A 24709-nucleotide genomic window follows, 5' to 3' on the forward strand; every position below is an offset into this window, starting at 1 on the left:
TGGATATATACAATTTCCAACATGAATATAACTATAGGTCATCGTATTGCCATACACATCTTCCACCTTATCTATATACCAAGCTTGAATACGAGTTCGAGAAGCTTGTGTATAGAACAAACGAGAATCGGAACCGCTACCATAAGAACAAGTCAATCCATCCTTAGTTTTTACAACAATCTTTACATTCGCCAAACTACCAAAATAACTGCCATAAAAGCGGACTTTTGTAAAAGGATCGCCTTCTAACACATAAGCAGCCCCTTCAATGCCTTCAATGTTGTTTTGTTTAATCAAACGCTTCCCATCGAGGAAATAAGCACCACCACCAAGACCTTTCGAACCTTTAGCATAGCCATCGTGGTAAATATCCTTGCATCCACGAGTGATGACAGATATACCAGAAATATTCGTGCCATAACCAACGATGCCATAGCCTGCCTGACTATTATAAGTTAAAGAGACATTAGGTTGTAATTTTCCTATACCCTTAGGAGCATCTATGGCAACAGAATACACTGCGCCCCCCGTTGAAGACACCTCAAACTGTCCTTTAGGTGAGCCTACTGAACGATTAGAGTCTGCTGAAGCAATATTGCCATATTGCAAAAAGACCCCTAAAAGAGTCAAACACAAAAAACGTAAAAAGGATTTCATCATCTTCTATTTTTTTATGATCTTCCAAACCAACTTTGAATTTCCCTGTTTTATCTGTAGAAGGTAAATGCCACTAGGACATGAACCTATGTTTAATTCTGTCACACTACTTTTCAGCGGTGCAGAAGCAACAAGGCTTCCGTTAGCAGAATATACGATGGCTTCCCCATCTACAGCAACATCTCCATCTAATAATTCTACTCGAAGAAGACCTTCTGTTGGATTGGGGCTAATCGTGATTTTATGTTTCCCCAACATATCTGTATTTATCTTGTTTTGTTTTTTAGCCATTTGCGTTTGAGAAAACAGAATTTCTCGACTGATACGATTCCCAGCAGCATCATATTGATAGCTGATTTTGTTTTGGGAATAAGCTGACACAGAAAAGATCATGATAACAATAGGCAATATTGACTTCATAAGACTCAGATTTTAGTATAACATTCCGACTAAATGTGCATCCCCATAAGAGACTTCGACTTCCACAGCACTCTCTGGTATAGAGTACACTGCTTCTTTAGAAATTTGGACTTCAGTAGAAAGCAGATTACCATCTATATCATAGAATGTAATGGTTACTACTTGCTCTGTATTCAAAACAACTTGTAAAGACAAATCGTCTTGATAAACTTGAACAAGTGCCTTCATTGGAGCACGATGGTGCCGATTAAAATATGAACGTGATGCGGGAGAGAACATGTATATTCTTCTACCCTTGACTGAAGCTTGCATATTCATTGCTAGCAATAGAGTCACCAAAATTAAACTTACCTTTCTCATTGTTTAGTTATAAAAATGTTGGTGGCAAAGGTAAGCATTTTCGCACAAAAGTCATTAAAAAATATATTCGCAACTATATTCGCAAAATCAAAACAAGTGATTTCATCGGTGTTTACATAGTGGCTAATAATTCCGCAAGTTGTTCGGCAGTTCCATCTTCTCTTGTTATTTTCTTGAACAATCTTTGCTTAGTCGTAGAGATAGTAGATACAGCCTTGCTGGTTAAGATTGAAATCTTGGAAGAACCTAAGCCTAATTTGACTAACATACAAACATGGTATTCTTGTTCTGATAACTTGCAACAAGAATATAGGTGGTCCTTGAAATGAGGATAGTGACTATGGAATACACCTTCCAGCATTTGCCATTGCACCTCTGACAAATGCTTGCCTTGAGACAAGTTTGTACTCATACCGACTTGCATCAAGATTTGCTCATTCAAATGAGCCGAATCCATCGGAAAAAGAATGGAATGTATCTTCAAATCTTTCAATTTGTTCTGTAACTTGATTTTCTTCATAATACCCATCTGCCAATAAAAGACAGACAATGAAAGTAAGCACAAAAGCGCAATACCAAGAACCGATATAAGAAGCAATTTATTCTTGTTGTCGAGCTCCAACTGATTACCACGTTCTTTCTGGTATATATAATCATACAAGGCTATTCCCTTTGCCTCCTTTTCCGACTCAGACTCTATGTCTAAAGAATCGGCGCAATCCAAATATTTTTGGAAACAAGAATTAGCACTGTCAGCCTTATCTTGCTGCAAGAATATAGTAGTCAACCGTTGGTATGCATCTTTTCTAACAGTCTTATGCTCATTTATTGCAAGTTTCCAAAGTTCTCTCTCTGCTAATTTGAGGTCATTCATCTTCATATAATATAAAGAACGAAAATAGGAAGCACCATCTGATGACACACTTTCATTCAATGAATACGGCTGCATATATTTACGCACAGAATCCAAGTCTAATTCCAAATAACAAGTAGCTACTTCAATGGACATTTCTGTCTTCAAACTCTCATCAGACAACTTATCTGCTATCGTCAAGGCTTGCTTGGCAAAATAGATAGCACTATCCTTTTGGTCTAAATATTCAGAAATCACCGCCAAGTCTCTCAAGTCATAAGCCAATGACTGCAGATCGTGACAAAGCGAGTCACAACGGCTCGCTTCTTGATAGAATTTCTTGGCATAGCGCTGGTAGTTTTGCCTGAAGAACAAATCGCCAATCTGTGCATTTACCGCACCTCGTAACTTCATATTGCTATTCTGACTTTCATCTAAGCATTCCAAAGCCTTATGATAATAAATAATAGCTTGCGGAATGCTATCCTGGTCGTGCAAACATCTACCTACTAAATAATAGGCTCTTGGCAATAATTCCTTATTATCTGTTTGCAGATAATAAGATGCCAATTCATCGATATCTTTCACATCATCCAATGGTAGATACAAAAGATTCTTAGCGGTATTACATAACAGCTTTGCATACATGGAATCCTTTTTGGCAGAAAGTGCGCCTATCTTTCTCAAAGAATCCAATTGAGTAAGTGCCCTCTTTGGATGCTCCGAAAGCACACTATCTATGTCCGACAATGTTCCATAAACGGAAGATTGCCTACAAGAAAGCAAACTCAGCAGGAGCAGAAAAATATAGACCAAATGCTTCATGGCGACAGTATATTATTCCTTAAAATCGATGGACAGTTCACCGGAGCCTAAAAGATTGTAACTCATGCGATGATATGGAGTGACTCCAAATTCCCTGATGGCAGCACGATGCTTCTTGGTAGGATAACCCTTGTTGCCTTTCCAGTCGTACTGTGGATATTCTTCTGCCAGCGCATCCATGTAATCATCACGATAGGTCTTGGCAAGGATGCTTGCCGCAGCAATTGCCAGATACTTGCCGTCGCCTTTTACGATGGTTGTATAAGGCAAATCCTTGTAGGGTTTGAAGCGGTTACCATCCACGATAACTGCCTCCGGACGAACCTTGAGCTGGTCCAGGGCACGGTGCATAGCCAGAAAACTGGCGTTGAGGATATTAATTTTATCGATTTCTTCGGGAGTAACAATGCCCACAGCCCAAGCTACAGCATCACGCTCTATCTGCTCGCGGAGCGCCTTGCGCTTCTTATCAGTGAGCTTCTTACTGTCGTTCAATTCGGCATTCTGATAACCGGGCGGAAGGATAACGGCTGCTGCATATACGCTGCCTGCCAGACATCCTCTGCCAGCCTCATCGCAGCCAGCCTCTACCATATCCTTATAATAATGACTTTCTAACATAATTATGATGAATTTTACGTTTATTCTTCACTCTTCACCTCTATTTTGTAACCTTCTGATTATATGATAGTTACAAAGATAGAAGCGTTTAAACTCTTCACCAACTCTTCACCCACTCTTCACCTACTCTTCACCCTCATAGCACCAGGCGGTGAAGAGTGGGTGAAGAGTGGGTGAAGAGTCAGAACGTCTCTTCAGCGCGTAAGTATCAGTATAACAATACGTTACGACAAAAGGGTGAAGAGTGAAGAGTATTTGGGCATTCCAACCTCAACTTTCTGATAACTGCCAAACGCAAACAGCCAACTGTCCGCAGTAGCGCCAGTTGGCTGTTCTTTGCTTGCCAGTAGGTTGTCTTTCGCTCGCCAGTTGGTTAAATAAGGCTTTTACGTGCGCTATAAACGGCTAAAATGATTTTTCCTTAGAACATCGTAGCCACGCGTTTTACGCCCGCTACAAGCGCATCTATTTCTTCCTTTGTATTATATAGGGCAAAGCTGGCACGAACGGTGCCGAGAATACCATAGCGGTCCATCAAAGGCTGAGCGCAATGATGACCGGTACGTACAGCGATGCCCAGGCGGTCGAGCAAGGTTCCCATATCCATGTGATGAATATCACCAACCAAGAAGCTGACAACGGCATCTTTGCCCTCCTGTTCACCAAAAAGCCTGATTCCATCTATGGTTCGCATCTGCTCCATGCAGTAACGGGTGAGTTCCTGCTCGTGCTTGGCAATGTTATCCATGCCGAGTGCAGAAACATAATCGATGGCTTTTGCCAGACCGTGGGTAGCTACATAATCAGGAGTACCAGCCTCAAACTTGAAAGGCAACTTCTCGAAAGTAGTCTTCTCGAAACTTACGCTCTCAATCATTTCGCCACCGCCCTGATAAGGAGGCAACTTGTCGAGCCACTCTTCCTTGCCGTAAAGCACACCGATACCGGTAGGACCATAAATCTTATGTCCGCTGAAAGCGAAGAAATCGCAATCCATATCCTGTACATCCACAGCAAAATGAGGAGTACTCTGAGCGCCATCCACCATGACAGGCACATCGTGCTCATGAGCTATCTTTATCATCTCTTTTACCGGATTCACCGTACCGAGCACGTTGCTCACCTGGGCAATGCTCACGATTTTGGTGCGTTCGGTAAATAAATTGGCGAATTCATCGAGGTTAATCTCACCTTTATCATTGATAGGGATTACACGGATAGCGATTCCCTTCTTGGCAGCCTGCAACTGCCAAGGCACGATATTGGAGTGATGCTCCATGGTAGAGATAATCACCTCGTCGCCCTCGCTCATAAAGGCATCGCAGAACGATGAAACCACGAGATTCAGACTCTCTGTAGTGCCACGGGTAAAGATGACTTCCTCAACCTTAGGCGCATTGATAAACTTGCGCACGGTTTCGCGGGCTGCCTCATGAAGGTCGGTAGCCTGCTGAGAGAGATAGTGAACACCACGATGCACATTGGCATTTACATTGAGATACTCATCGCGCATGGCATCGAGCACGCACAATGGCTTCTGCGTAGTTGCCGCATTATCCAGATACACCAATGGCTTATCATAGACCTTTCTCGATAAAATCGGGAAATCTGCTCTTACTTGATTGATATCATACATATTTTTAAGAACTTAACTCCTTTAAAAGGATATTATCTACTTGCAAAGCTTGCAGCCCTCACACTTATTGAGTTCACCACGGAATCGCTTCTCTACGAGATGATGCAGGCGGTCACGCAATGGCTCCAGCTCCATCTTGTCGATGACTTCGTTGATAAATGCAAACTGAAGGAGCAACTTAGCCTCCTCACGGCTCACACCACGCTGCTGCATATAGAACAATGCGGCATCGTTGAGCTGACCTACAGTACTACCGTGCGCACACTTCACATCATCGGCATAAATCTCCAGCATCGGCTGGGTGAACATGCGGGCAGTCTTCGTAGCACAGAGGTTCTGGTTGGTTTCCTGAGAAACAGTTTTCTGGGCACCATGACGAACCAATACTCTGCCGGCGAAAGCACCACGTGCCTCACCATCGAGTACATACTTATAAAGTTCGTTGCTGGTACAATGACCCACCTGATGATCGATAAGCGTATTGTTGTCAACCACCTGGTTCTTGTCGGCAATCACACAACCATTACAGAAGCTCTCGGCTCCCTCGCCCTTGAATACAAGGTCGAGGCGGTTGCGGGTGATACCGTTATGAAGGATGATGACGTTATGGTTTACACGGCTGTTAGCCTGCTGCTCAATATAAACGTTGCTGACACGACGGTTCTTGTAATGAGTCTCCTCCAGACAATAGAGGTCGAGACTGGCATTCTCGCCAACATAAGCCTCGATAACCTGGGTTGCGAGGAAGTTCTTATCATCGGCAGCATGATCGCAGAAGAGGAACTTAGCCTCAGCACCCTGTTCCATCACGATGAGCACACGTCGGTTTACCATCAAATCAACATCCGAACGGAGAATATTGATGACCTGAATGGTTCGCTCTACCTTTACATCCTTTGGAACGTAGATAAGCAAGCCATCCTGTGCCAAGAATGTATTCAATGCGGTGATGCCATCTTCATCGGTTTTGGCAATCTTAGCGTAGTATTTCCCGATGAATTCAGGGTTTTCTGCAGCAATCTTGTTCAAAGAGTCCACGATTACGCCCTCCGGAAGCTCTACTTTAGGCAATGCTTTGTTATAAAAAGCATCGTTCACCACGAAGTAGAGCGAAGTGCTCAGATTAGGCACATCGCAGCGGAAAGCTTCGTATGGATCTACCGGAATTTCCAGACGGTTCAAGTTCAAGCCATAATCTGGCTCGAAAATGGCGCTCATATCTGTGTACTTGTATCTTTCTACCTTTCGGGAAGGGAAGCCCAAGCGACGGAAGTTCTCAAACGCAGCATCGCGCACCGCATTGAGCACCTCAGCACTGTTCTTCTTGATCACTCTCGAAGAAGACTGATACAAGTCTAAATATTGTTTTTCTGAAAGCATAGCCATCCTCCTTATTATTTCTCATCTACTTCAGCCTTGATCCAGTCGTAGCCACGAGCCTCAATCTCCTTGGCAAGTTCAGGACCAGCAGTCTTCACTATTCTACCCTTATAGAGTACGTGAACCACACTTGGCTTAATCATATCGAGCAGACGCTCGTAGTGAGTGATGACGATGGCAGATGTCTTGTCGGTATGCATCTTGTTCACACCGTCAGCCACGATACGCATCGCATCCACATCGAGACCAGAGTCGGTTTCATCGAGAATAGAAAGCTTTGGCTCCAGCATAGCCATCTGGAAAATCTCGTTGCGCTTCTTCTCACCACCCGAGAAACCTTCGTTTACTGAACGGCGAGCCAACTTGCTATCCAATTCCACCAACTCGCGCTTCTCACGCATCAGCTTCATGAATTCACTTGTATTCAATGGTTCCAAACCCTGATACTCACGCTTGGCATTGATAGCTGCACGCATGAAGTTGGTCATGGATACGCCAGGAATCTCCACCGGATACTGGAAAGAGAGGAACAAGCCTTCACGGGCACGGTCCTCTGGCTTCATATCCAGGAGGTTCTTGCCGTTGAAGATAGCCTCACCCTCGGTTACGGTATAGAGAGGGTTACCTGTGAGCACAGCGCTCAAGGTTGACTTACCGGAACCGTTAGGTCCCATGATTGCATGTATCTCACCATCGTTGATAGTCAGGTTGATACCTTTCAATATTTCTTTGCCTGCAATAGTAGCATGCAGATTCTTTACCTCTAACATAATTTTAGTCAATTTTTATCGATTTCATCGAGAATTATGATAACTATCCTACGGTTCCTTCGAGTGAAACACTCAGGAGTTTCTGTGCCTCAACGGCAAACTCCATAGGCAACTTGTTGAGCACATCCTTGGCATAACCATTTACGATCAAGCCGACAGCCTCCTCGGTAGGAATACCTCGCTGATTGCAATAGAAGAGCTGGTCTTCTGAAATCTTCGAGGTGGTTGCCTCATGTTCGAACACGGCTGTATCGTTATGGGCATCCATATATGGGAAGGTATGCGCTCCACAATCGCTACCCAGCAACAAAGAGTCGCAGGAACTGTAATTGCGTGCATTGTCGGCATTGGATGTGGCACGAACCAGACCACGATAGGAGTTCTGGCTATGACCAGCCGAGATACCTTTAGAGATGATGGTACTCTTGGTGTTCTTACCCATGTGAATCATCTTGGTACCGGTATCAGCCTCCTGATAGTTGTTGGTAACAGCTACGCTGTAGAACTCAGCTACAGAGTTGTCGCCACGCAAGATACAGGAAGGATACTTCCAGGTAATCGCAGAACCCGTCTCTACCTGAGTCCAGCTCAACTTAGAGTTCACACCGCGCAAGTCGCCTCGCTTGGTTACCAGGTTCAGCACACCACCCTTACCATGCTCATCACCAGGATACCAGTTCTGAACGGTAGAGTACTTCACCTCAGCATTATCCTTGACGATAATCTCTACGATAGCCGCATGGAGCTGGTTCTCATCACGCATTGGCGCTGTACATCCCTCCAGGTAAGAAACGTAGGCATCATCATCGGCGATGATCAATGTACGCTCAAACTGACCGGTGTTACGGGCATTGATGCGGAAGTAACTGCTCAACTCCATCGGACAGCGGACGCCCTTAGGAATATAAACGAATGAGCCATCACTGAAAACACAACTGTTCAAGGCTGCATAAAAGTTATCACGATAAGGAACTACGGTTCCCAAATATTCTCTTACCAGATCAGGATGCTCCTTCACAGCCTCACCGATACTGCAGAAGATGACGCCCTTCTCACGGAGTTTCTCCTTGAAAGTAGTCTTTACCGACACAGAGTCCATGATGGCATCTACGGCGGTACCGCTCAAAGCCAGACGCTCCTCCAGAGGAATACCGAGTTTGTCGAATGTTTTCTCCAACTCAGGATCAATCTCCTTGTTTTTTGGCTTCTTTGCCAAAGGGTCGGCATAGTATGAAATCTCCTGGTAGTCAATAGGTGGCACGTGAACGTGTCCCCACTTTGGCTCCTTTAGCGTCTTCCAGTAATTGTAGGCTTTCAGACGAAATTCGAGCATCCAGTCTGGCTCTCCCTTCTTCTGCGAGATCAGGCGCACAACATCCTCGTTGAGACCCTTTTCTATGATTTCAGTATGTACATCGGTGGTAAAACCATACTCGTATTTCTGGTCTATCACATCCTTGACAACCTGATTCTGTTCTTTCTCTATTTCTGCCATTGTTATTTAGAATAACCTTTCGTTATTTTAACCCTAAATAGGGATAAGCCGCTGAGGACTCATCCCTACCTTATTATATATATGATAGAGCGAAAAACAAATGAATTCTTCACTTTTCGTTCTTCACTCTTCACTTTATTAAAGCTTCTGCTCTACCTCGATCTCAGTGAAGGTCTCGATAACGTCGCCCTCCTGAATATCGTTGTAGTTGACGAGGCTCAAACCGCATTCCATACCGGTAACCACCTCCTTGACATCGTCCTTGTAACGCTTCAAGGCACCGATTTCAGCAGTACGGATCACGATACCGTCACGGATGACGCGAGCCTTATCCTTAGCGTGTACCTTACCCTCGGTAACGAGACCACCGGCAATAGTACCCACCTTAGAAATCTTGAAGGTCTGCTTAACCTCAACCTGACCGGTAACGATTTCCTTCTTCACCTTGTCGAGCATACCAACCATCGCACTCTTGATATCGTCGATAGCATCATAGATGATAGAATATGTGTTGATTTCAACACCCTCACGGTCGGCAGCCTTACGAGCATCGGCAGATGGTCGAACCTGGAAACCAACGATGACTGCATCTGAAGCAGATGCCAGCATCACGTCGTTCTCTGAAATCTGACCCACAGCCTTGTTCACCACGTTCACCTGAACCTTCTCGGTAGAAAGCTTGATGAATGAGTCGCTCAATGCCTCAACAGAACCATCGGTATCACCCTTCACGATGACGTTCAACTCATGGAACTCACCACGTGCGATACGGTGAGAGATATCACCCAGGGTCAAGCGCTTCTGAGTACGCAAGCCCTGCTCACGCTGCAGCTGCTCACGCTTGTTGGCGATTTCGCGAGCCTCCTGCTCTGTCTCGATTACGTGGAACTGGTCACCTGCAGTAGGCGCACCATTCAAACCGAGGATGATAGCTGGCTCAGCAGGAGCTGCTGACTTGATGTTGACATTACGCTCATTGAACATCGCCTTGACACGACCCCAAGAAGTACCGGCGAGTACGATGTCGCCTACCTTCAAGGTACCATTGGCAACCAATACGGTAGAAACATATCCACGACCCTTGTCGAGAGAAGACTCGATGATGGTACCTGTAGCACGACGGTTAGGGTTAGCCTTCAAGTCGAGCATGTCAGCCTCGAGGAGCACCTTGTCGAGCAAATCGTGAACACCGATACCCTTCTTGGCACTGATTTCCTGGCACTGATACTTACCACCCCACTCCTCAACGAGCAGGTTCATGTTAGCCAAGTCCTCACGGATACGGTCTGGGTTAGCACCTGGCTTATCAATCTTGTTGATTGCGAATACCATAGGCACACCGGCAGCCTGCGCATGAGCGATAGCCTCCTTGGTAGTAGGCATCACTGAGTCATCGGCTGCGATGATGATGATGGCGATATCGGTAGCCTGGGCACCACGGGCACGCATGGCGGTAAACGCCTCGTGACCTGGAGTATCCAGGAAGGTTACCTTGCGACCGCTTTTCAGGGTCACGCTATAGGCACCGATATGCTGGGTAATACCCCCCGCCTCACCGGCAATCACATTGGTATTACGGATATAGTCGAGCAAAGAGGTCTTACCATGGTCTACGTGACCCATGACGGTTACGATTGGAGCACGTGGAACCAAGTCGTTCTCATCATCTTCTTCCTCGCTCACGGCCTCCTGAACCTCGGCACTCACGTATTCGGTCTTGAAACCGAACTCCTCAGCTACCATGTTGATGGTCTCTGCATCCAGGCGCTGGTTGATAGATACCATGATGCCTACGCCCATCAGCGTAGAGATAACCTGAGTAACGCTGATATCCATCATCGTAGCCAACTCGCTAACGGTAACGAACTCAGTAAGTTTCAGGGTCTTGCTTTCCTTCTGCTCCTGACGAGCCTGATCCTGCAACTTCTCCTGAACAGCCTCACGCTTCTCCTTACGGTACTTAGCACCCTTCTTGTTCTGACTCTTGCTGGTCAAACGTGCAAGAGTCTCCTTAACCTGGCGTGCTACAGCCTCGTCATCAACCTCGATCTGACGCTGGTTGCCGCGGTTGTTATTATTGCCGCGATTATTATTGTTATTATTTCTGTTGCGGTTTTTGTTCTTCTTGTTATTACCGCCGTTGTTGCCATTACCTCCGCTATTATTCTTAGCTTCAGCATTGATGTCAACACGTTCTTTGTTGATACGAACACGCTTTTTGCGCTCATTGTGCTGTTGAGCCATTTTCTCCTCACGTTCCTTGCGGCGCTCCTCCTTGGTTTTCTTCTTAGGACGAGTGCTCTGGTTGAGGGAAGACAAATCTATCTTGCCCAACACCTTAGGCTCATTAGCAGTAAACTTCTTCTCACTCTTGAGAGTAAACACGCTGTTGTCTGCTGCGCCAGCAGAATGCTGTGCAGTTTCATTCTTAGCATGATGATGCTCTTTCTTTCCCTGAGGAGCATTCTGCTTATTCATCTGAGCGTTTGACTGCTGTGATTTCTGATGATTTTCCTGTTTCATTTGCTGTTTATGCTGAGAAGCCTGTTGTGGCTTCTGTTCCTTCTTTTGCTCAGCCTTAGGAGCGTCTTTCTTCTGCTCAGGACTGACGGCAGCAGTCTCAGGCTTTTCCGCAACAGACTCTGCAGCAGGCTTCTTACCGATATTGTCCAAGTCAATCTTTCCCAGCGGCTTATACTGCTGCTGTCCATTAGACTCCAACAAGCTTTCAGCGCGATTGTCCTTCTGCTCTGGCGCACGCTTCTTATCTTTTGCTTTTTTGGTAAAGAGTTTCTCAGCCTGATCACGAACCTCTCTGTCCTGACTGAAGGCATCATTCAATGCCTTATATTGCTGGTCGGTGAGTTTGAAGCTCGGTTCTGCCTTGACATCTCCCAGGTCTTTTCTTTTCTCTAGGAATTCAACTGCCGTCTGAAGTCCTATATTTAATTCACGTAGTGCTTTATTTAATCTGATGCTCATAAATTATTTATTCTCCTATTTTTAAAGTTAGATTCCCTGCAAGCACTCGCTGGCAAGGGAATTATTGTTCGAATTCGGCGCGCAACACGCTGAGTACATGATCAACGGTCTCCTCTTCGAGGTCGGCCTTCTCAATCAGCAAGTTGCGAGGTGCATTGAGTACCTGCTTGGCAGTATCAAGACCGATGCCCTTGATAGCATCGATAACCCACTGGTCAATCTCATCAGAGAACTCATCCAAGTAGATATCCTCATCGGCCTCATTCTCGTCTACCTCACGGAATACGTCGATGGTATATTCTGTAAGCATAGAAGCCAGTTTGATGTTCATACCGCCACGGCCGATAGCCAAACTAACTTCCTCAGGCTGCAAGTAAACCTCTGCTTTCTTGTTCTCATCATCAACATTGATTGAAGAAACCTTGGCTGGAGCCAACGCACGCTGAATGAAGAGTTTGGTATTGCTTGAGTAGTTGATGACATCGAGATTCTCGTTGCAAAGTTCGCGAACGATACCGTGAACGCGGCTACCCTTAACACCTACACATGCGCCAACCGGGTCGATACGCTCATCGAATGTTTCAACAGCAATCTTAGCACGCTCTCCCGGAAGACGGGCGATACGGCGGATTGCAATCAGACCGTCTGCAATCTCAGGAACCTCAGCCTCCAACAGGCGCTGCAGGAAGATTGGAGCAGTACGGCTCAAGATAATCTTTGGATTATTGTTCTCGTTGTCTACACGAAGGATGACCGCACGAACAGTCTCACCCTTGCGGTAAGTATCACCAGGAATCTGCTCAGTCTTAGGCAACATGAGCTCGTTGTTCTCATCATCTACAATCAGAACCTCGCGCTTCCAAACCTGATAAACCTCACCAGAGATAACCTGACCTACGCGATCCTTGTATTTGTTGTAGAGTGAATCATGCTCCAACTCAAGAATTTTGGAAGCCAAAGTCTGACGAAGAGTCAAGATGGCACGACGACCAAACTTATTGAAGTCAACCGTCTCACTTACATCCTCACCAACCTCGTAATCCGGCTCAATCTTACGAGCCTCAGAAAGTGTAATTTCCTTATTTTCATCTTCAACTTCGCCATCAGCAACAACTATACGGTTGCGATAAATTTCGAAGTCACCCTTGTCAGGGTTCACGATGACATCAAAGTTTTCGTCACTACCAAAAATCTTGGCAAGTACATTACGGAAGCTCTCCTCCAATACACTTACCAATGTAGTACGGTCGATATTCTTTGTTTCTTTAAACTCGCGGAATGTATCAATCATACTCGCTGTCAATTCTTGCTCTTTTTTAGCCATAACTTAATTGAAACTAATTATGTATTTTGTATATTTTACTTTATCCATCTGGTAAACGTGATCAACCTCCTGCTTAACCGGACGTTTTTTACCTTCAACCTTTACCTTTTCTTCAACGCCAACTGTGAAGTCATTTCCTTCAACAGCTTTCAAGATACCCTTCACCTTCTTGCCGTCGGCATCAAGCACCTCTACCTCCTTGCCAATGAAATTGATATACTGCTGCGGAACTTTGAACGGTTGACCCAAGCCTGCAGAGCCAACTTCGAGCTCATAGTCTTCCTCGTCACGGTTCAAATGATCCTCAATATACTTACTCAAGGCAACACAATCCTCAATCCATACTCCATCGGCATGGTCAATCTCAACAACGATTCTATCGTCGGGACTGATTTCAATGCTTACCAAGAAATATTCCTTATCTTGGAGCCATTCTTCAACTAATTTTTTTACGACGTTTTTATCAATCATATATACCTTATTAAAATAAAATGAGGAACTCTTGTGAGCCCCTCATTCCACTGAACGTTGCAAAATTACAAATATTTTTGTGATTAGCCAAAAAAAATGCAACTTTTTATTCGCAACGTGCACATTTTTAATCGATTGTGCACGTTTTTGTACTTATTTCTTCACAGGATGCAGTATTTTTTCGTATTCTGATGGAGAATTCAGCAATTTTACTGCTTCCTTAATCTGCTTGTCATAGCGCATGGAATTCTGGATGGCACCGCGCTGGAAATAATAGGCTGAAACGATGTCATTTTCCAACAGATGCTTGATGTAATCCTTGTTATAATCCAGATCCTTTGCCACATTATGGCTCAGCTTTTTCTTCAAAGCCTCAAACTCTGCCTTGGCATCATCGTAGTAGCCTTCAAACTTAGCGAGTTTTTCCAAGTCCTTGAGATACTTTTCTGTTTCACGGTCGTACTGGAAGTTAGCCTTCAACACGCGTGTCTTGAATTCATCATAGTCGGCATCGGTCAGCGAGAATTCCTTCGCAGAAGCAATAGCAGGATGCTTGGCGATATAATCAACCTCATAATTAAGCATCACCTCATTACTGTCGCGGGCACCAGCCAGATAGAAGGCGATGTTCGGCAAAGAATCAGGCCTTACTTCTACATCCGGCTTCACACCACCTCCATCTCTCACTTCTCTGCCACCTGCGGTATAGAACACCTTGGTAAGAGAGTCGGGAACATGCTCCACATAACCACCCTTATCGTGCTTATAGTTGAGTGCCTGAACGCATCGACCGCTAGGAATGAAATATTTAGCAGTAGTAAGTTTCACCTGTCCGTTATAAGGCAAATCCATGGTAGTCTGCACCAATCCCTTTCCATACGTGCGCGTACCTAATATTACAGCACGGTCATAATCCTGCAGACTGCCGCTCATGATTTCACTGGCACTGGCAGAATTCTCGTTCACCAATACCACCATCGGCATAACGGAATCTATCGGTTCAACCGTGGTCTTATAAACATGATTAGAAAGCTGCAACTTTCCCTTCATCTCCAAGACTGTCTTACCTTTTGGCAAGAACATATTGATGATGCTGACCGCTTCGGTAACAGAACCACCACCATTATTACGCAGATCGAAGACAAGACTCTTGGCTCCTTGCTTTCTCAAATCGATAAAAGCACGACGCACTTCCTTGGCAGACTGCTCGGTAAAGGAATTGAAGTTGATGTAACCGATGCTACCCTCCAACATGCCATAATAAGGCAAGAACGGCAACTGGATGGTACGGCGTGTTACCTTCACCTTCATCGTCTTGCCTGTACTTGGACGCTTAACTTTCAACATGAAAGAAGAACCCGGGTCACCACGAAGATGATCGCTGACATAGCCCACCTCCTTATTGGTCATATCCTCATCATCAATACTCAGGATGATGTCACCCTTCTTCAGTCCCACTTCTGCAGCAGGCATATTCTCGTAAGGCTCGCTGATACAGACGCGCTGCAACTGAAAATTGTAGCGTATCACCGCACCTACACCCGCATACTTGCCGGTGAGCAGGTTCTTGAGTTCCTTCATCTTCTGCTCAGGATAATAGGTAGTATAAGGGTCGAGACTACGCAACATGGCATTGATACCATTTCCGACCACAACTTCAGCATCGAGCGTATCAACATACATCAAATCGAGATTCTTGTAGATGGCATTGAATATTTCCATATTCTTTGCGGCTTTGAAGTCATGATCTTTGTCAACCTGGGCAAAAGTAGGAACTGCCAGGAGCACCATAAGCAAGGAGAACAGTATTCTTTTCATTGTTACCTTATTTAATTGTATATGATTCAACTTATTGGTTATTTTCTCCCCCTTTTCACGGCATTCGCCCTCGGGAGAAGATTTCGACCACAAAAGTACTCATTTCTTTGCGAAAAACACCATAAAATAGGCAAAAAGTGGCACAAAGATAAGAAAAAATACACTTTTTTAGAGAAAAAGCGAAAAAAGTCAGCAAAAAATTTGGCAGAATGAAGAAAAGTTAGTACTTTTGCACACGCAAATAAGGAACGTCATGTTCTTTACAGAAAAAATGCTTCAATAGCTCAGTTGGTTAGAGCACCTGACTGTTAATCAGGGGGTCGTTGGTTCAAGCCCATCTTGAAGCGCAAGAGAGTTTCAGGTTAGCCTCGTAACTCATCTTCTTTCATAGCAAATTGCTTCAATAGCTCAGTTGGTTAGAGCACCTGACTGTTAATCAGGGGGTCGTTGGTTCAAGCCCATCTTGAAGCGCAGAAAAGAGTCGCAAGTTTTACTTGTGACTCTTTTTGTTTATCCACATTTTATCCCACTTTGCATTCTCCATTCCCATTTACAAATACTATATCCGGCAATAACCAGAGAAAGCAATATCAAAAAAGGCACATTCCTATGCGGAATATGCCTTTATATATAATAATGTGTCTAATACGCAGATTATTCTACATCATTGTTGTGATCCAAAGAGTCGTTGAACTCCTTAGGAGCCTGCTCATCATTACGATGCTCGTAACGACGTGGCTGACGAGCTGGACGCTCACCACGACCTTCATGACGATCATCACGACGACCGCGACGCTCACCGCGCTCAGGACGTGGACGACGCTCACGCTCTACATAACCCTCTGGCTTCTCCATCAATACACGATGAGAGAGCTTGTACTTGCCAGTCTTAGGATCAATCTCCATCAACTTCACCTTGATCTTGTCGCCTTCCTTGATGCCAGCCTCTTCAACTGTCTCAAGACGCTTCCAATCAATCTCAGAGATGTGGAGCAAACCATCCTTACCAGGGAGAATCTCTACGAAGCAACCGTAAGGCATGATAGAGCGAACAGTACCCTCGTAAACCTCACCAACCTCAGGAACAGCTACGATAGCCTTGATCTTAGCCAAAGCTGCATCGATAGAATCCTTGTTAGGAGCAGATACCTGGACGTGACCCTTACCATCAGTCTCCTCGATAGTGATTGTCGCACCAGTATCCTCCTGCATCTGCTGGATAATCTTACCACCAGGGCCGATAACAGCACCGATGAACTCCTTAGGGATATCGAATGCTACGATACGTGGAACCTGTGGCTTCATCTCAGCACGTGGCTCAGAGATTGTCTCCATCATGCAGTTGAGGATGTGCTCACGACCAGCCTTAGCCTGCATCAAAGCCTCCTCAAGAATCTCGAAGCTCAAACCATCACACTTGATATCCATCTGTGTAGCAGTCAAACCATCGCGGGTACCAGTGGTCTTGAAGTCCATATCACCCAAGTGGTCCTCATCACCGAGGATATCACTGAGGATAGCGTACTTGTCCTCACCTGGGTTCTTGATAAGACCCATAGCGATACCAGAAACTGGCTTCTTCATAGGAACACCTGCATCCATCAGGGCGAGAGTACCGGCACAGACAGTAGCCATAGAAGAAGAACCGTTAGACTCCAAGATCTGGCTTACCAAACGTACTGTGTAAGGGAAGTCTGTAGGAATCTGACCCTTCAAACCACGCCATGCCAAGTGACCGTGACCAATCTCACGACGGCCTACACCGCGCTGAGCCTTAGCCTCACCTGTTGAGAATGGAGGGAAGTTATAGTGAAGGAGGAAGCGCTGGTAGCTCTTCTCGAGCACACCGTCGATAAGCTTCTCATCCATCTTTGTACCAAGAGTACATGTAGAGAGAGACATAGTCTCACCACGCTGGAAGATAGCGCTTCCGTGAGGCATTGGGAGTGGAGAAACCTCGCACCAAATAGGGCGGATTTCTGTAGTAGCACGACCATCAAGACGCAAGCCCTCATCGAGGATGCAACGGCGCATAGCATCGCGCATTACGTCATCATAGTAGCGGGTAGCCTCAGCGTGCTTCTCCTCCAAGTCTTCCTCAGAAAGATCGGTATGAGCAGCGTCATACTTCTCGAGGAAATCAGCCAAAACCTTATCGAAAGCATCCTGACGTGCATGCTTCTCCAAAGCCTGATGATTGATATCATAAGCTGGCTTGTAAAGCTCAGACTTGATCTGCTCACGGAGTTCCTCATCGTTGATCTCGTGGTCATACTCACGCTTCACGTCAGTACCCTTCTCCCTAGCCAACTCATACTGGAGTTCGCACATAGGCTTGATAGCCTCGGCAGCCACCTTGAGGGCACCAATGAGATCCTGCTCAGAAACTTCCTTCATCTCACCTTCTACCATCATGATATTGTCCTTGGTAGCACCAACCATGATATCCATGTCTGCCTCTTCCATCTGCTGGAATGTAGGGTTAACAACATACTCACCATTGATACGAGCTACACGAACCTCAGAGATATAGTACTCGAAAGGAATATCTGAACAAGCCATGGCAGCTGAAGCAGCGAAACCTGCGAGGGCATCTGGCTGGTCAACACCATCGGCTGAGAGCAACATTACCTGTACGTAAACTTCTGCATGGTAGTTAGAAGGGAAAAGTGGACGCAAAGCACGGTCCACAAGACGAGAGGTAAGGATTTCCTCATCGCTGGCTTTGCCTTCGCGCTTGGTGAAACCACCAGGGAAACGACCTGCAGCACTGTACTGCTCACGATAATCTACTTGCAAAGGCATAAAATCTGTACCCGGAACTGCATCCTTTGCTGCACAAACAGTTGCGAGAAGCACTGTGTTACCCATGCGGAGAACCGCAGCACCATCAGCCTGTTTTGCAACTTTTCCGGTCTCAATTGTGATGGTTCTTCCATCAGGCAACTGAACACTTTTTGTAATTACGTTCATCTAAATTAAAAAACTTATTGTTTTGTCTAACATCTAAAATATCTAAAACGCTGCAAAGATACCTCTTTAATTATTAATAAACAAATAAATCAGCAATTATTTTCCACTTTTTTAAATAATTTATCTATAGAAGGTGCATTATTCGCAATTTTATTACTATCTTTGCACTCGATAATTTTGCAAAATAATAAAATTCATGAAGATAACTAGACTCTTTTCAGTGGCAGCGATTATGGTAGCTGCACTGGCTTTGACTTCTTGTAACAACAAGAAATTCCACATCAACGGCAATATCACAGAGGCTCAGGACTCTATGCTCTATCTGGAGAACATCAGCCTGAACGGTCCTGTGAAAATCGACTCTGTTAAACTGGGCGAGGATGGTGCCTTTGCCTTCGACGAGGCTGCCATGGGCTCTGTTACCCCAGAGTTCTACCGCTTACGCATCGCCAACCAAACCATCAATCTTTCCATCGATTCTACAGAAACCGTCAAGGTAAAGGCGGCTTATCCGCAGATGAGTTTCAAATACGAAGTGGAAGGTTCTGAAAACTGCAACAAGATTAAGGAGTTGTCTCTTAAGCAGATGACTCTCCAGAGCAATATCAACGGGCTCGTGAAAGATCCTAACATCGGCAACGATTCTATCGAATCCATCGTAGGCCGCATGCTCCAGGCTTACAAACAGGACATCAAGACCAACTACATCTTCAAGGAGCCAATGAAGGCATACGCTTACTATGCGCTCTTCCAAACGGTACAGTTGGGCAATGTGAATACACTTATCTTCAACCCTCGCAACAACAAAGACGACGTGAAGGTATTTGCTGCCGTAGCAACCAGTTGGGATACCTACTATCCTGGCGCTGAGCGTGGCAAGAACCTCCACAATATCGCCATCGAGGGAATGAAGGACATCCGCATCATCGAGAACCAGATGGCACAGCAGCAGATTGAGGCCAGCAAGGTGAGCGTAAACGGATGCATCGAACTTGCACTTCAGGACAACAAGGGACAGGTACGCCGTCTCTCCGACCTCAAGGGCAAGGTGGTACTGCTCGACTTCCATCTCTTCGCCAGCAAAGAGAGCACCAAGCGCATCATGATGTTGCGTGAACTCTACAACAAGTATCATGCTGCCGGACTGGAGATTTATCAGGTATCAGTAGACCCAGACGAGCACTTCTGGAAGACCTCTACCGCTGCCATCCCTTGGATTTGCGTACGCGATGAAGATGGCATTCAGGGCAAGAGTCTGGCTCTCTACAATGTCCAGAGCATTCCTACCTTCTTCCTGATCGACCGCACCAACACCCTGCAGGCACGTGATGCACAGATTAAGGACATAGAGGCAGCCATCAAGAACCTTCTTTAAGATAACCAGGAGTTAGAAGTTTGGAGAGAACAGTTTCGGCTTTTCATCTTCCAGCTTCTAACTTTTATTCTTTAACGTCAGTTCTGTATCTGCTTTCATGATAACATAGATGGCAATATCTGAATACGAAACATACAAGGAACTTAAGAACAAAAAACGATAAACTTTTAAACCCTAAAAAATGAATAAGAAATTTTTAGCAATGGCAGCCTTGGCACTTATCACAACAGGAGCGCAGGCTAAAGTAAAGTTGCCACACATCTTGGGTGACAACATGATTTTACAGCAAAACACAGAGGCTAGCCTCTGGGGATGGGACAAACCAGGAACCACAGTAGAGGTAACCACCTCATGGTCTGGGCAGAAATATTCTGCCAAGACCGGAAAGGATGGCAAATGGGCTATCAAAGTACAAACCCCGAAGGCGAGCTATACCCCACTCTCCATCACTTTCGATGATGGCGAAAAGACCACTCTCAACAATGTGCTGGCAGGAGAAGTATGGGTTTGTGCAGGTCAGAGCAACATGGAGATGCCTGTAAAAGGATTCGGCAACTGCCCTGTAGAAGGTTACAACAAGGCGGTGCTCGAAGCAAACCAGTACAAAGGCGTACATTACGTAAAGATTCCTAGCGTAATGAGCAGTAAGCCGTTAGATGATGCCAACTGCGAATGGAAGGAGGTTAACCCAGAAACCGTAGGCGATGCATCTGCTACAGGATACTTCTTTGCACAGGTAATAAACAAGACTCTTGATATTCCGGTAGGTCTGGTCATGGCAAACAAGGGTGGAAGCCGTGTAGAAAGCTGGCTCGACCGCGACTACCTGAAAAAGAACACCAAGGAAGATCTCGACTCTGTAAAGATGACCAAGAACCCTAAGTTTAAGTGGGATTTCCTCTACCCTCTTCTCTGGGGTAACGGAACTTTCCACCCTATCCTCAACTATAGCGTAAAGGGTATTCTCTTCTATCAGGGATGTTCTAACGTGGGCGACCCGGACGGCCAGTATACCAAACGTCTTGCCGACCTCGTTGCCCAGTGGCGCAGAGACTTCAAGCAGGGCGAACTGCCATTCTATTTCGTACAGATTGCACCTTATCATAATGGCGACGTAAATGGCGATTGGGGACCTAAGCTCCGTGAACAGCAGTTCAATGCAGCCAAGGTGATTCCAAACAGCGGCATCGTCTGTACCGAAGACCTGGTTTACCCATACGAGGTTGAGCAGATTCATCCATGTCAGAAACAGCCTGTAGGCGAACGTCTTGCACTCCAGGCACTCAGCAAGACCTATGGCATGAAGGGACTCTTCAGCGAGAGCATGACCTTCAAGGAGATGAAGATTGTAGGTGATACTGTAAAGGTGCATTTCGACAACACCTACGGAGCCTACAACCGCTTTGAAGGTATCGAAGGTTTCGAAGTTGCAGGCGAAGATAAGGTATTCCATAAGGCTACAGCCAAGCACTTCTGGCAGGAAGGCAACGATCCTTGGAATGAGTGCGTCATCGTAACCAGTCCTGAGGTAAAGAAACCAGTAGCCCTTCGCTACTGTTTCCGCAACTTCCAGCTCGGCAATATGGCAAATGCAGGCAACCTGCCTCTCTTCCCATTCCGTACAGATAATTGGTAAATATCAGATAACCAGCGGCCGATCTTTGTTCAGCAGTCAAAGACCGGCCGCTTTTCAATTATAACATGATGATAAATTCTTTTCCATTAAACATCAATCATTATACATTAATCATAATATGAGTCACGTATTAGATAAGTTTCAGTTTTGCCCGGTTTGCGGCTCTAGTCATTTCGAAATCAACAACATCAAGAGCAAGAAGTGTAAGGACTGCGGATTCTCTTATTACCTCAATCCAAGCAGTGCTACGGTAGCTCTCATACTCAACAGTAAGGAAGAGCTCCTGGCAGTAAGGCGCAAGAAAGACCCAGCCAAGGGGGCACTCGATTTGCCAGGCGGTTTTGTTGACATGGATGAAACAGGTGAAGAAGGTATGGCAAGAGAGGTAAAAGAGGAAACCGGACTGGATGCAACTGAGGTTAAGTATCAGTTCAGCTACCCAAATCTCTACCTTTACTCAGGTTTCATGGTCCATACCCTCGATATGTTCTATGAAGTGAAGGTGAAAGACGACACTCATATAGAAGCAATGGACGATGCAGAAGAATCATTCTGGATACCATTGAGCAGACTCAATCCTGATGAGTTTGCATTCGATTCCATACGCAAAGGGCTCCATCGTTATTTGGAAACAAAATTGGGGTAAAAAGGGTTCAATACAGCCAAATATGGCTCCCAAACATTAAAAAAACCAAAAAAAACACCATATAATAAGGTATAAGCAAAAAGTTTACTTACTTTTGCCAACCGAAAAAAATTGTGTATAAGCTTATGCAAGAGAATTTAGTAATCGTCGAGAGCCCTGCGAAGGCTAAAAAGATCGAAGAGTTTTTAGGTAAGGACTATAAGGTTATGTCTTCTTACGGTCATATCCGTGACCTGAAGAAGAAGGAACTTAGTATAAACGAGAAAACCATGGAACCTGATTATGAGATTCCAGAGGAAAAGAAAAAACTCGTTACAGAATTGAAAACGAATGCGAAGAAAGCCAAGAAAATCTGGTTAGCATCCGATGAGGACCGCGAGGGAGAAGCCATCAGCTGGCACCTTTGCGAAGTACTGGGATTGGATGAGGAGAAGACAAACCGTATTGTCTTCCACGAGATTACCAAACAGGCTATTCTTGACGCAATCAAGAACCCACGCCATCTGGACATGAACCTGGTGAATGCCCAGCAGGCACGTCGTGTACTCGACCGACTGGTAGGTTTCAAGCTTTCTCCTATCTTGTGGAGAAAGGTTAAGCCAGCCCTTTCTGCAGGTCGTGTACAGAGTGTTGCTGTCCGTCTGATAGTAGAACGTGAGCGTGAAATCCAGAAGTTCCAGAGTGTTCCATACTATCGCGTTACCGCTATTTTCGCCCTGATCAGCGACAGCGGCAATGCAACAGAGGTAAAGGCAGAACTGGACCAGCGTTTCAATACCCACGAAGAGGTTGAAGCTTTCCTTGAGAAGTGCAAAGACGCTAAGTTTATGGTTGAATCTGTAACCAAGAAGCCTTTAAAGCGTTCTCCTGCACCACCTTTCACTACTTCTACTTTGCAACAGGAAGCTGCACGCAAGCTTGGTTTCACCGTTGTACAGACCATGATGATAGCCCAGAAACTTTACGAAAGCGGACGCATCACTTACATGCGAACCGATAGCGTAAACCTCTCTACGCTCTGTTCCAACGCCAGCAAAGATGAGATTATCAGAGAATATGGCAAGGAATACAGCCAGACTCGTGCCTACCACACCAGTTCAAAGGGTGCACAGGAAGCGCACGAGGCTATCCGTCCTACATATATGAATGAACCAACCATCGAAGGAACCGCTCAGGAGAAGCGCCTTTACGAACTCATCTGGAAGCGTACCATCGCATCTCAGATGGCTGATGCACAACTCGAAAAGACAACCATCAACATCAATATCGGCAACACAAACGAAAAGTTTGTTGCTACCGGCGAGGTTGTTTCATTCGATGGTTTCCTCAAGGTTTATCTTGAGTCAACCGACGATGAAGAGCATGCTGAGGATTCTTCCCACATTCTTCCAGCCCTGAAAGAAGGCGATGAATTGCAGCGCAGAGAAATCCTTGCTACAGAGAAGTATTCTCTGGCTCCTGCAAGATACACCGAGGCCAGTCTGGTGAAGAAACTGGAAGATCTCGGCATCGGCCGTCCATCTACTTATGCTCCAACCATCAGTACCATCCAGCAGCGTCAATACGTGGTAAAGGGTGACAAGACGGGTGAAGAGCGCACATTTACCATAGATTCTCTGAAGGGCATCAAGATAACCCAGAAGTTGAAGAAAGAGATGGCAGGCTCTGAAAAGGGCAAGCTTCTGCCTACTGATATCGGCATCGTAGTAAACGACTTCCTGATGGAGAACTTCCCGAACATCATGAACTACAACTTTACGGCAGACGTAGAGAAGAAATTTGATGATATTGCAGAAGGAAAGACCGAATGGACCAACTGGATGAAGGATTTCGACAAGGGCTTTGAGCCTGAAGTGAAGGAAGTCCTGGAAGCCCGCAACCAGCACAAAGCCGGCGAGCGCAATCTCGGAAATGATCCAAAAACAGGAAAGCCAGTATTCGTCAAGATTGGCCGTTTTGGGCCTGTGGTACAGATTGGTTCTGCAGAAGACAAGGACAAGCCTCAGTTTGCCCAGTTGCCATCAGACAAGAGCATAGAAACCATCACCCTGGAAGAGGCTTTGGAACTCTTCAAGCTGCCAAGAGAACTCGGTGATTATGAAGGCATTACTGTAACAGTTGGCTCTGGCCGATACGGCCCTTACATCCTCCATAACCGCAAGTATGTTTCTATTCCAAAGGAGGATGATCCGCTGACCATCACCCTGGATAGAGCCATCGAGCTGATCAAGGAAAAGCGCGAAGCCGAAGAGAAGCGTCATCTCAAAGTTTTCGATGAGGACGATAAGATGGAAATTCTCAATGGCAAGTATGGTCCATACATTGCTTACGACGGCAAGAATTACCGCATTCCAAAGGCAAAACATGAGAGTGCAGAGGAGCTTACATACGAGGAGTGTATGGAAATTATCAAAGCTGCTCCAGAACCAAAGGCTAGAGGCAGAAAGAAATCATAAACATGCCTCAT

The 24709-nt window shown here is 45.5% G+C and carries 17 protein-coding genes, 2 tRNA genes and 1 pseudogene; 6 read left to right on the plus strand and 14 right to left on the minus strand.

The window, feature by feature from the left end; genetic code table 11:
• Positions 1 to 36: 36 nt before the first annotated feature.
• The 13 genes and pseudogenes from RCO84_RS16945 to RCO84_RS12565 form a co-directional block, all read right to left on the minus strand.
• Positions 37 to 660, minus strand: a pseudogene (locus RCO84_RS16945) (SpvB/TcaC N-terminal domain-containing protein); the annotation flags it as partial.
• 3 nt (positions 661 to 663) lie between these two features.
• Positions 664 to 1077 carry a T9SS type A sorting domain-containing protein gene (locus tag RCO84_RS12510; RefSeq protein ID WP_317585268.1) on the minus strand — a complete coding sequence of 138 codons (414 nt, stop codon included), beginning with the start codon at positions 1075 to 1077 and terminating at the stop codon, positions 664 to 666.
• Between the two features lie 12 nt (positions 1078 to 1089).
• The gene (locus tag RCO84_RS12515) at positions 1090 to 1437 is read right to left on the minus strand and encodes a hypothetical protein (protein WP_317585269.1); all 348 of its coding nucleotides are present in this window, start codon (positions 1435 to 1437) and stop codon (positions 1090 to 1092) included.
• A gap of 112 nt (positions 1438 to 1549) precedes the next feature.
• Positions 1550 to 3115 carry a hypothetical protein gene (locus RCO84_RS12520; RefSeq protein ID WP_317585270.1) on the minus strand — a complete coding sequence of 522 codons (1566 nt, stop codon included), beginning with the start codon at positions 3113 to 3115 and terminating at the stop codon, positions 1550 to 1552.
• A gap of 12 nt (positions 3116 to 3127) precedes the next feature.
• A complete protein-coding gene (locus tag RCO84_RS12525) occupies positions 3128 to 3736 on the minus strand; it encodes a ribonuclease HII (RefSeq protein ID WP_317585272.1) in 609 nt (202 codons plus the stop codon).
• A gap of 421 nt (positions 3737 to 4157) precedes the next feature.
• A complete protein-coding gene (locus RCO84_RS12530; RefSeq protein WP_288718288.1) occupies positions 4158 to 5372 on the minus strand; it encodes an aminotransferase class V-fold PLP-dependent enzyme in 1215 nt (404 codons plus the stop codon).
• A gap of 36 nt (positions 5373 to 5408) precedes the next feature.
• Positions 5409 to 6752: a Fe-S cluster assembly protein SufD gene (gene sufD / locus RCO84_RS12535; RefSeq protein WP_317585276.1), complete on the minus strand. Its 1344-nt coding sequence runs from the start codon at positions 6750 to 6752 to the stop codon at positions 5409 to 5411.
• Between the two features lie 14 nt (positions 6753 to 6766).
• On the minus strand, positions 6767 to 7522 hold the full coding sequence (gene sufC / locus RCO84_RS12540; protein WP_022120772.1) for a Fe-S cluster assembly ATPase SufC: 756 nt from the start codon (positions 7520 to 7522) through the stop codon (positions 6767 to 6769).
• 43 nt (positions 7523 to 7565) lie between these two features.
• Positions 7566 to 9017 carry a Fe-S cluster assembly protein SufB gene (gene sufB, locus RCO84_RS12545; RefSeq protein ID WP_022120773.1) on the minus strand — a complete coding sequence of 484 codons (1452 nt, stop codon included), beginning with the start codon at positions 9015 to 9017 and terminating at the stop codon, positions 7566 to 7568.
• Between the two features lie 138 nt (positions 9018 to 9155).
• A complete protein-coding gene (infB, locus tag RCO84_RS12550) occupies positions 9156 to 11999 on the minus strand; it encodes a translation initiation factor IF-2 (protein ID WP_144151312.1) in 2844 nt (947 codons plus the stop codon).
• A 61-nt stretch (positions 12000 to 12060) separates the two neighbouring features.
• Positions 12061 to 13323 carry a transcription termination factor NusA gene (gene nusA / locus RCO84_RS12555; RefSeq protein WP_022120775.1) on the minus strand — a complete coding sequence of 421 codons (1263 nt, stop codon included), beginning with the start codon at positions 13321 to 13323 and terminating at the stop codon, positions 12061 to 12063.
• A 3-nt stretch (positions 13324 to 13326) separates the two neighbouring features.
• On the minus strand, positions 13327 to 13794 hold the full coding sequence (rimP, locus tag RCO84_RS12560; protein WP_006849190.1) for a ribosome assembly cofactor RimP: 468 nt from the start codon (positions 13792 to 13794) through the stop codon (positions 13327 to 13329).
• Between the two features lie 153 nt (positions 13795 to 13947).
• Entirely contained in the window at positions 13948 to 15612 is a 1665-nt protein-coding gene (locus RCO84_RS12565) for a S41 family peptidase (RefSeq protein ID WP_144151310.1), read from the minus strand.
• A 273-nt stretch (positions 15613 to 15885) separates the two neighbouring features.
• On the opposite strand from RCO84_RS12565, the gene RCO84_RS12570 reads away from it, so the two are divergent.
• Both RCO84_RS12570 and RCO84_RS12575 read left to right on the plus strand, forming a co-directional pair.
• Positions 15886 to 15959, plus strand: a tRNA-Asn gene (locus tag RCO84_RS12570).
• A gap of 50 nt (positions 15960 to 16009) precedes the next feature.
• A tRNA-Asn gene (locus RCO84_RS12575) sits at positions 16010 to 16083 on the plus strand.
• Positions 16084 to 16266: 183 nt separating this feature from the next.
• On the opposite strand, the gene pnp is transcribed toward RCO84_RS12575, so the two are convergent.
• Positions 16267 to 18585, minus strand: coding sequence for a polyribonucleotide nucleotidyltransferase (gene pnp / locus RCO84_RS12580; protein WP_144151308.1), 2319 nt, complete (start codon positions 18583 to 18585; stop codon positions 16267 to 16269).
• A 196-nt stretch (positions 18586 to 18781) separates the two neighbouring features.
• Here pnp and RCO84_RS12585 point away from each other — a divergent pair, with 196 nt between their 5' ends.
• The 4 genes from RCO84_RS12585 to topA all read left to right on the plus strand — a co-directional run bounded on the left by RCO84_RS12585 (position 18782) and on the right by topA (position 24698).
• A complete protein-coding gene (locus RCO84_RS12585; RefSeq protein ID WP_144151306.1) occupies positions 18782 to 19960 on the plus strand; it encodes a redoxin domain-containing protein in 1179 nt (392 codons plus the stop codon).
• Positions 19961 to 20141: 181 nt separating this feature from the next.
• On the plus strand, positions 20142 to 21596 hold the full coding sequence (locus tag RCO84_RS12590) for a sialate O-acetylesterase (RefSeq protein WP_118081069.1): 1455 nt from the start codon (positions 20142 to 20144) through the stop codon (positions 21594 to 21596).
• A gap of 118 nt (positions 21597 to 21714) precedes the next feature.
• Entirely contained in the window at positions 21715 to 22242 is a 528-nt protein-coding gene (locus RCO84_RS12595) for an NUDIX hydrolase (protein WP_117695293.1), read from the plus strand.
• 125 nt (positions 22243 to 22367) lie between these two features.
• The gene (topA, locus tag RCO84_RS12600) at positions 22368 to 24698 is read left to right on the plus strand and encodes a type I DNA topoisomerase (RefSeq protein ID WP_119236001.1); all 2331 of its coding nucleotides are present in this window, start codon (positions 22368 to 22370) and stop codon (positions 24696 to 24698) included.
• The last annotated feature ends 11 nt before the right edge of the window (positions 24699 to 24709 follow it).

It is taken from the genome of Segatella copri (genome assembly GCF_949820605.1).
Taxonomy (GTDB): Bacteria; Bacteroidota; Bacteroidia; order Bacteroidales; family Bacteroidaceae; genus Prevotella.

Coding starts and splice junctions, on each gene's coding strand:
- RCO84_RS12510 (WP_317585268.1), bottom strand. CDS start 1,077: ATGAAGTCAATATTGCCTATTGTTATCATGATCTTTTCTGTGTCAGCT.
- RCO84_RS12515 (WP_317585269.1), bottom strand. CDS start 1,437: ATGAGAAAGGTAAGTTTAATTTTGGTGACTCTATTGCTAGCAATGAAT.
- RCO84_RS12520 (WP_317585270.1), bottom strand. CDS start 3,115: ATGAAGCATTTGGTCTATATTTTTCTGCTCCTGCTGAGTTTGCTTTCT.
- RCO84_RS12525 (WP_317585272.1), bottom strand. CDS start 3,736: ATGTTAGAAAGTCATTATTATAAGGATATGGTAGAGGCTGGCTGCGAT.
- RCO84_RS12530 (WP_288718288.1), bottom strand. CDS start 5,372: ATGTATGATATCAATCAAGTAAGAGCAGATTTCCCGATTTTATCGAGA.
- sufD (WP_317585276.1), bottom strand. CDS start 6,752: ATGCTTTCAGAAAAACAATATTTAGACTTGTATCAGTCTTCTTCGAGA.
- sufC (WP_022120772.1), bottom strand. CDS start 7,522: ATGTTAGAGGTAAAGAATCTGCATGCTACTATTGCAGGCAAAGAAATA.
- sufB (WP_022120773.1), bottom strand. CDS start 9,017: ATGGCAGAAATAGAGAAAGAACAGAATCAGGTTGTCAAGGATGTGATA.
- infB (WP_144151312.1), bottom strand. CDS start 11,999: ATGAGCATCAGATTAAATAAAGCACTACGTGAATTAAATATAGGACTT.
- nusA (WP_022120775.1), bottom strand. CDS start 13,323: ATGGCTAAAAAAGAGCAAGAATTGACAGCGAGTATGATTGATACATTC.
- rimP (WP_006849190.1), bottom strand. CDS start 13,794: ATGATTGATAAAAACGTCGTAAAAAAATTAGTTGAAGAATGGCTCCAA.
- RCO84_RS12565 (WP_144151310.1), bottom strand. CDS start 15,612: ATGAAAAGAATACTGTTCTCCTTGCTTATGGTGCTCCTGGCAGTTCCT.
- pnp (WP_144151308.1), bottom strand. CDS start 18,585: ATGAACGTAATTACAAAAAGTGTTCAGTTGCCTGATGGAAGAACCATC.
- RCO84_RS12585 (WP_144151306.1), top strand. CDS start 18,782: ATGAAGATAACTAGACTCTTTTCAGTGGCAGCGATTATGGTAGCTGCA.
- RCO84_RS12590 (WP_118081069.1), top strand. CDS start 20,142: ATGAATAAGAAATTTTTAGCAATGGCAGCCTTGGCACTTATCACAACA.
- RCO84_RS12595 (WP_117695293.1), top strand. CDS start 21,715: ATGAGTCACGTATTAGATAAGTTTCAGTTTTGCCCGGTTTGCGGCTCT.
- topA (WP_119236001.1), top strand. CDS start 22,368: ATGCAAGAGAATTTAGTAATCGTCGAGAGCCCTGCGAAGGCTAAAAAG.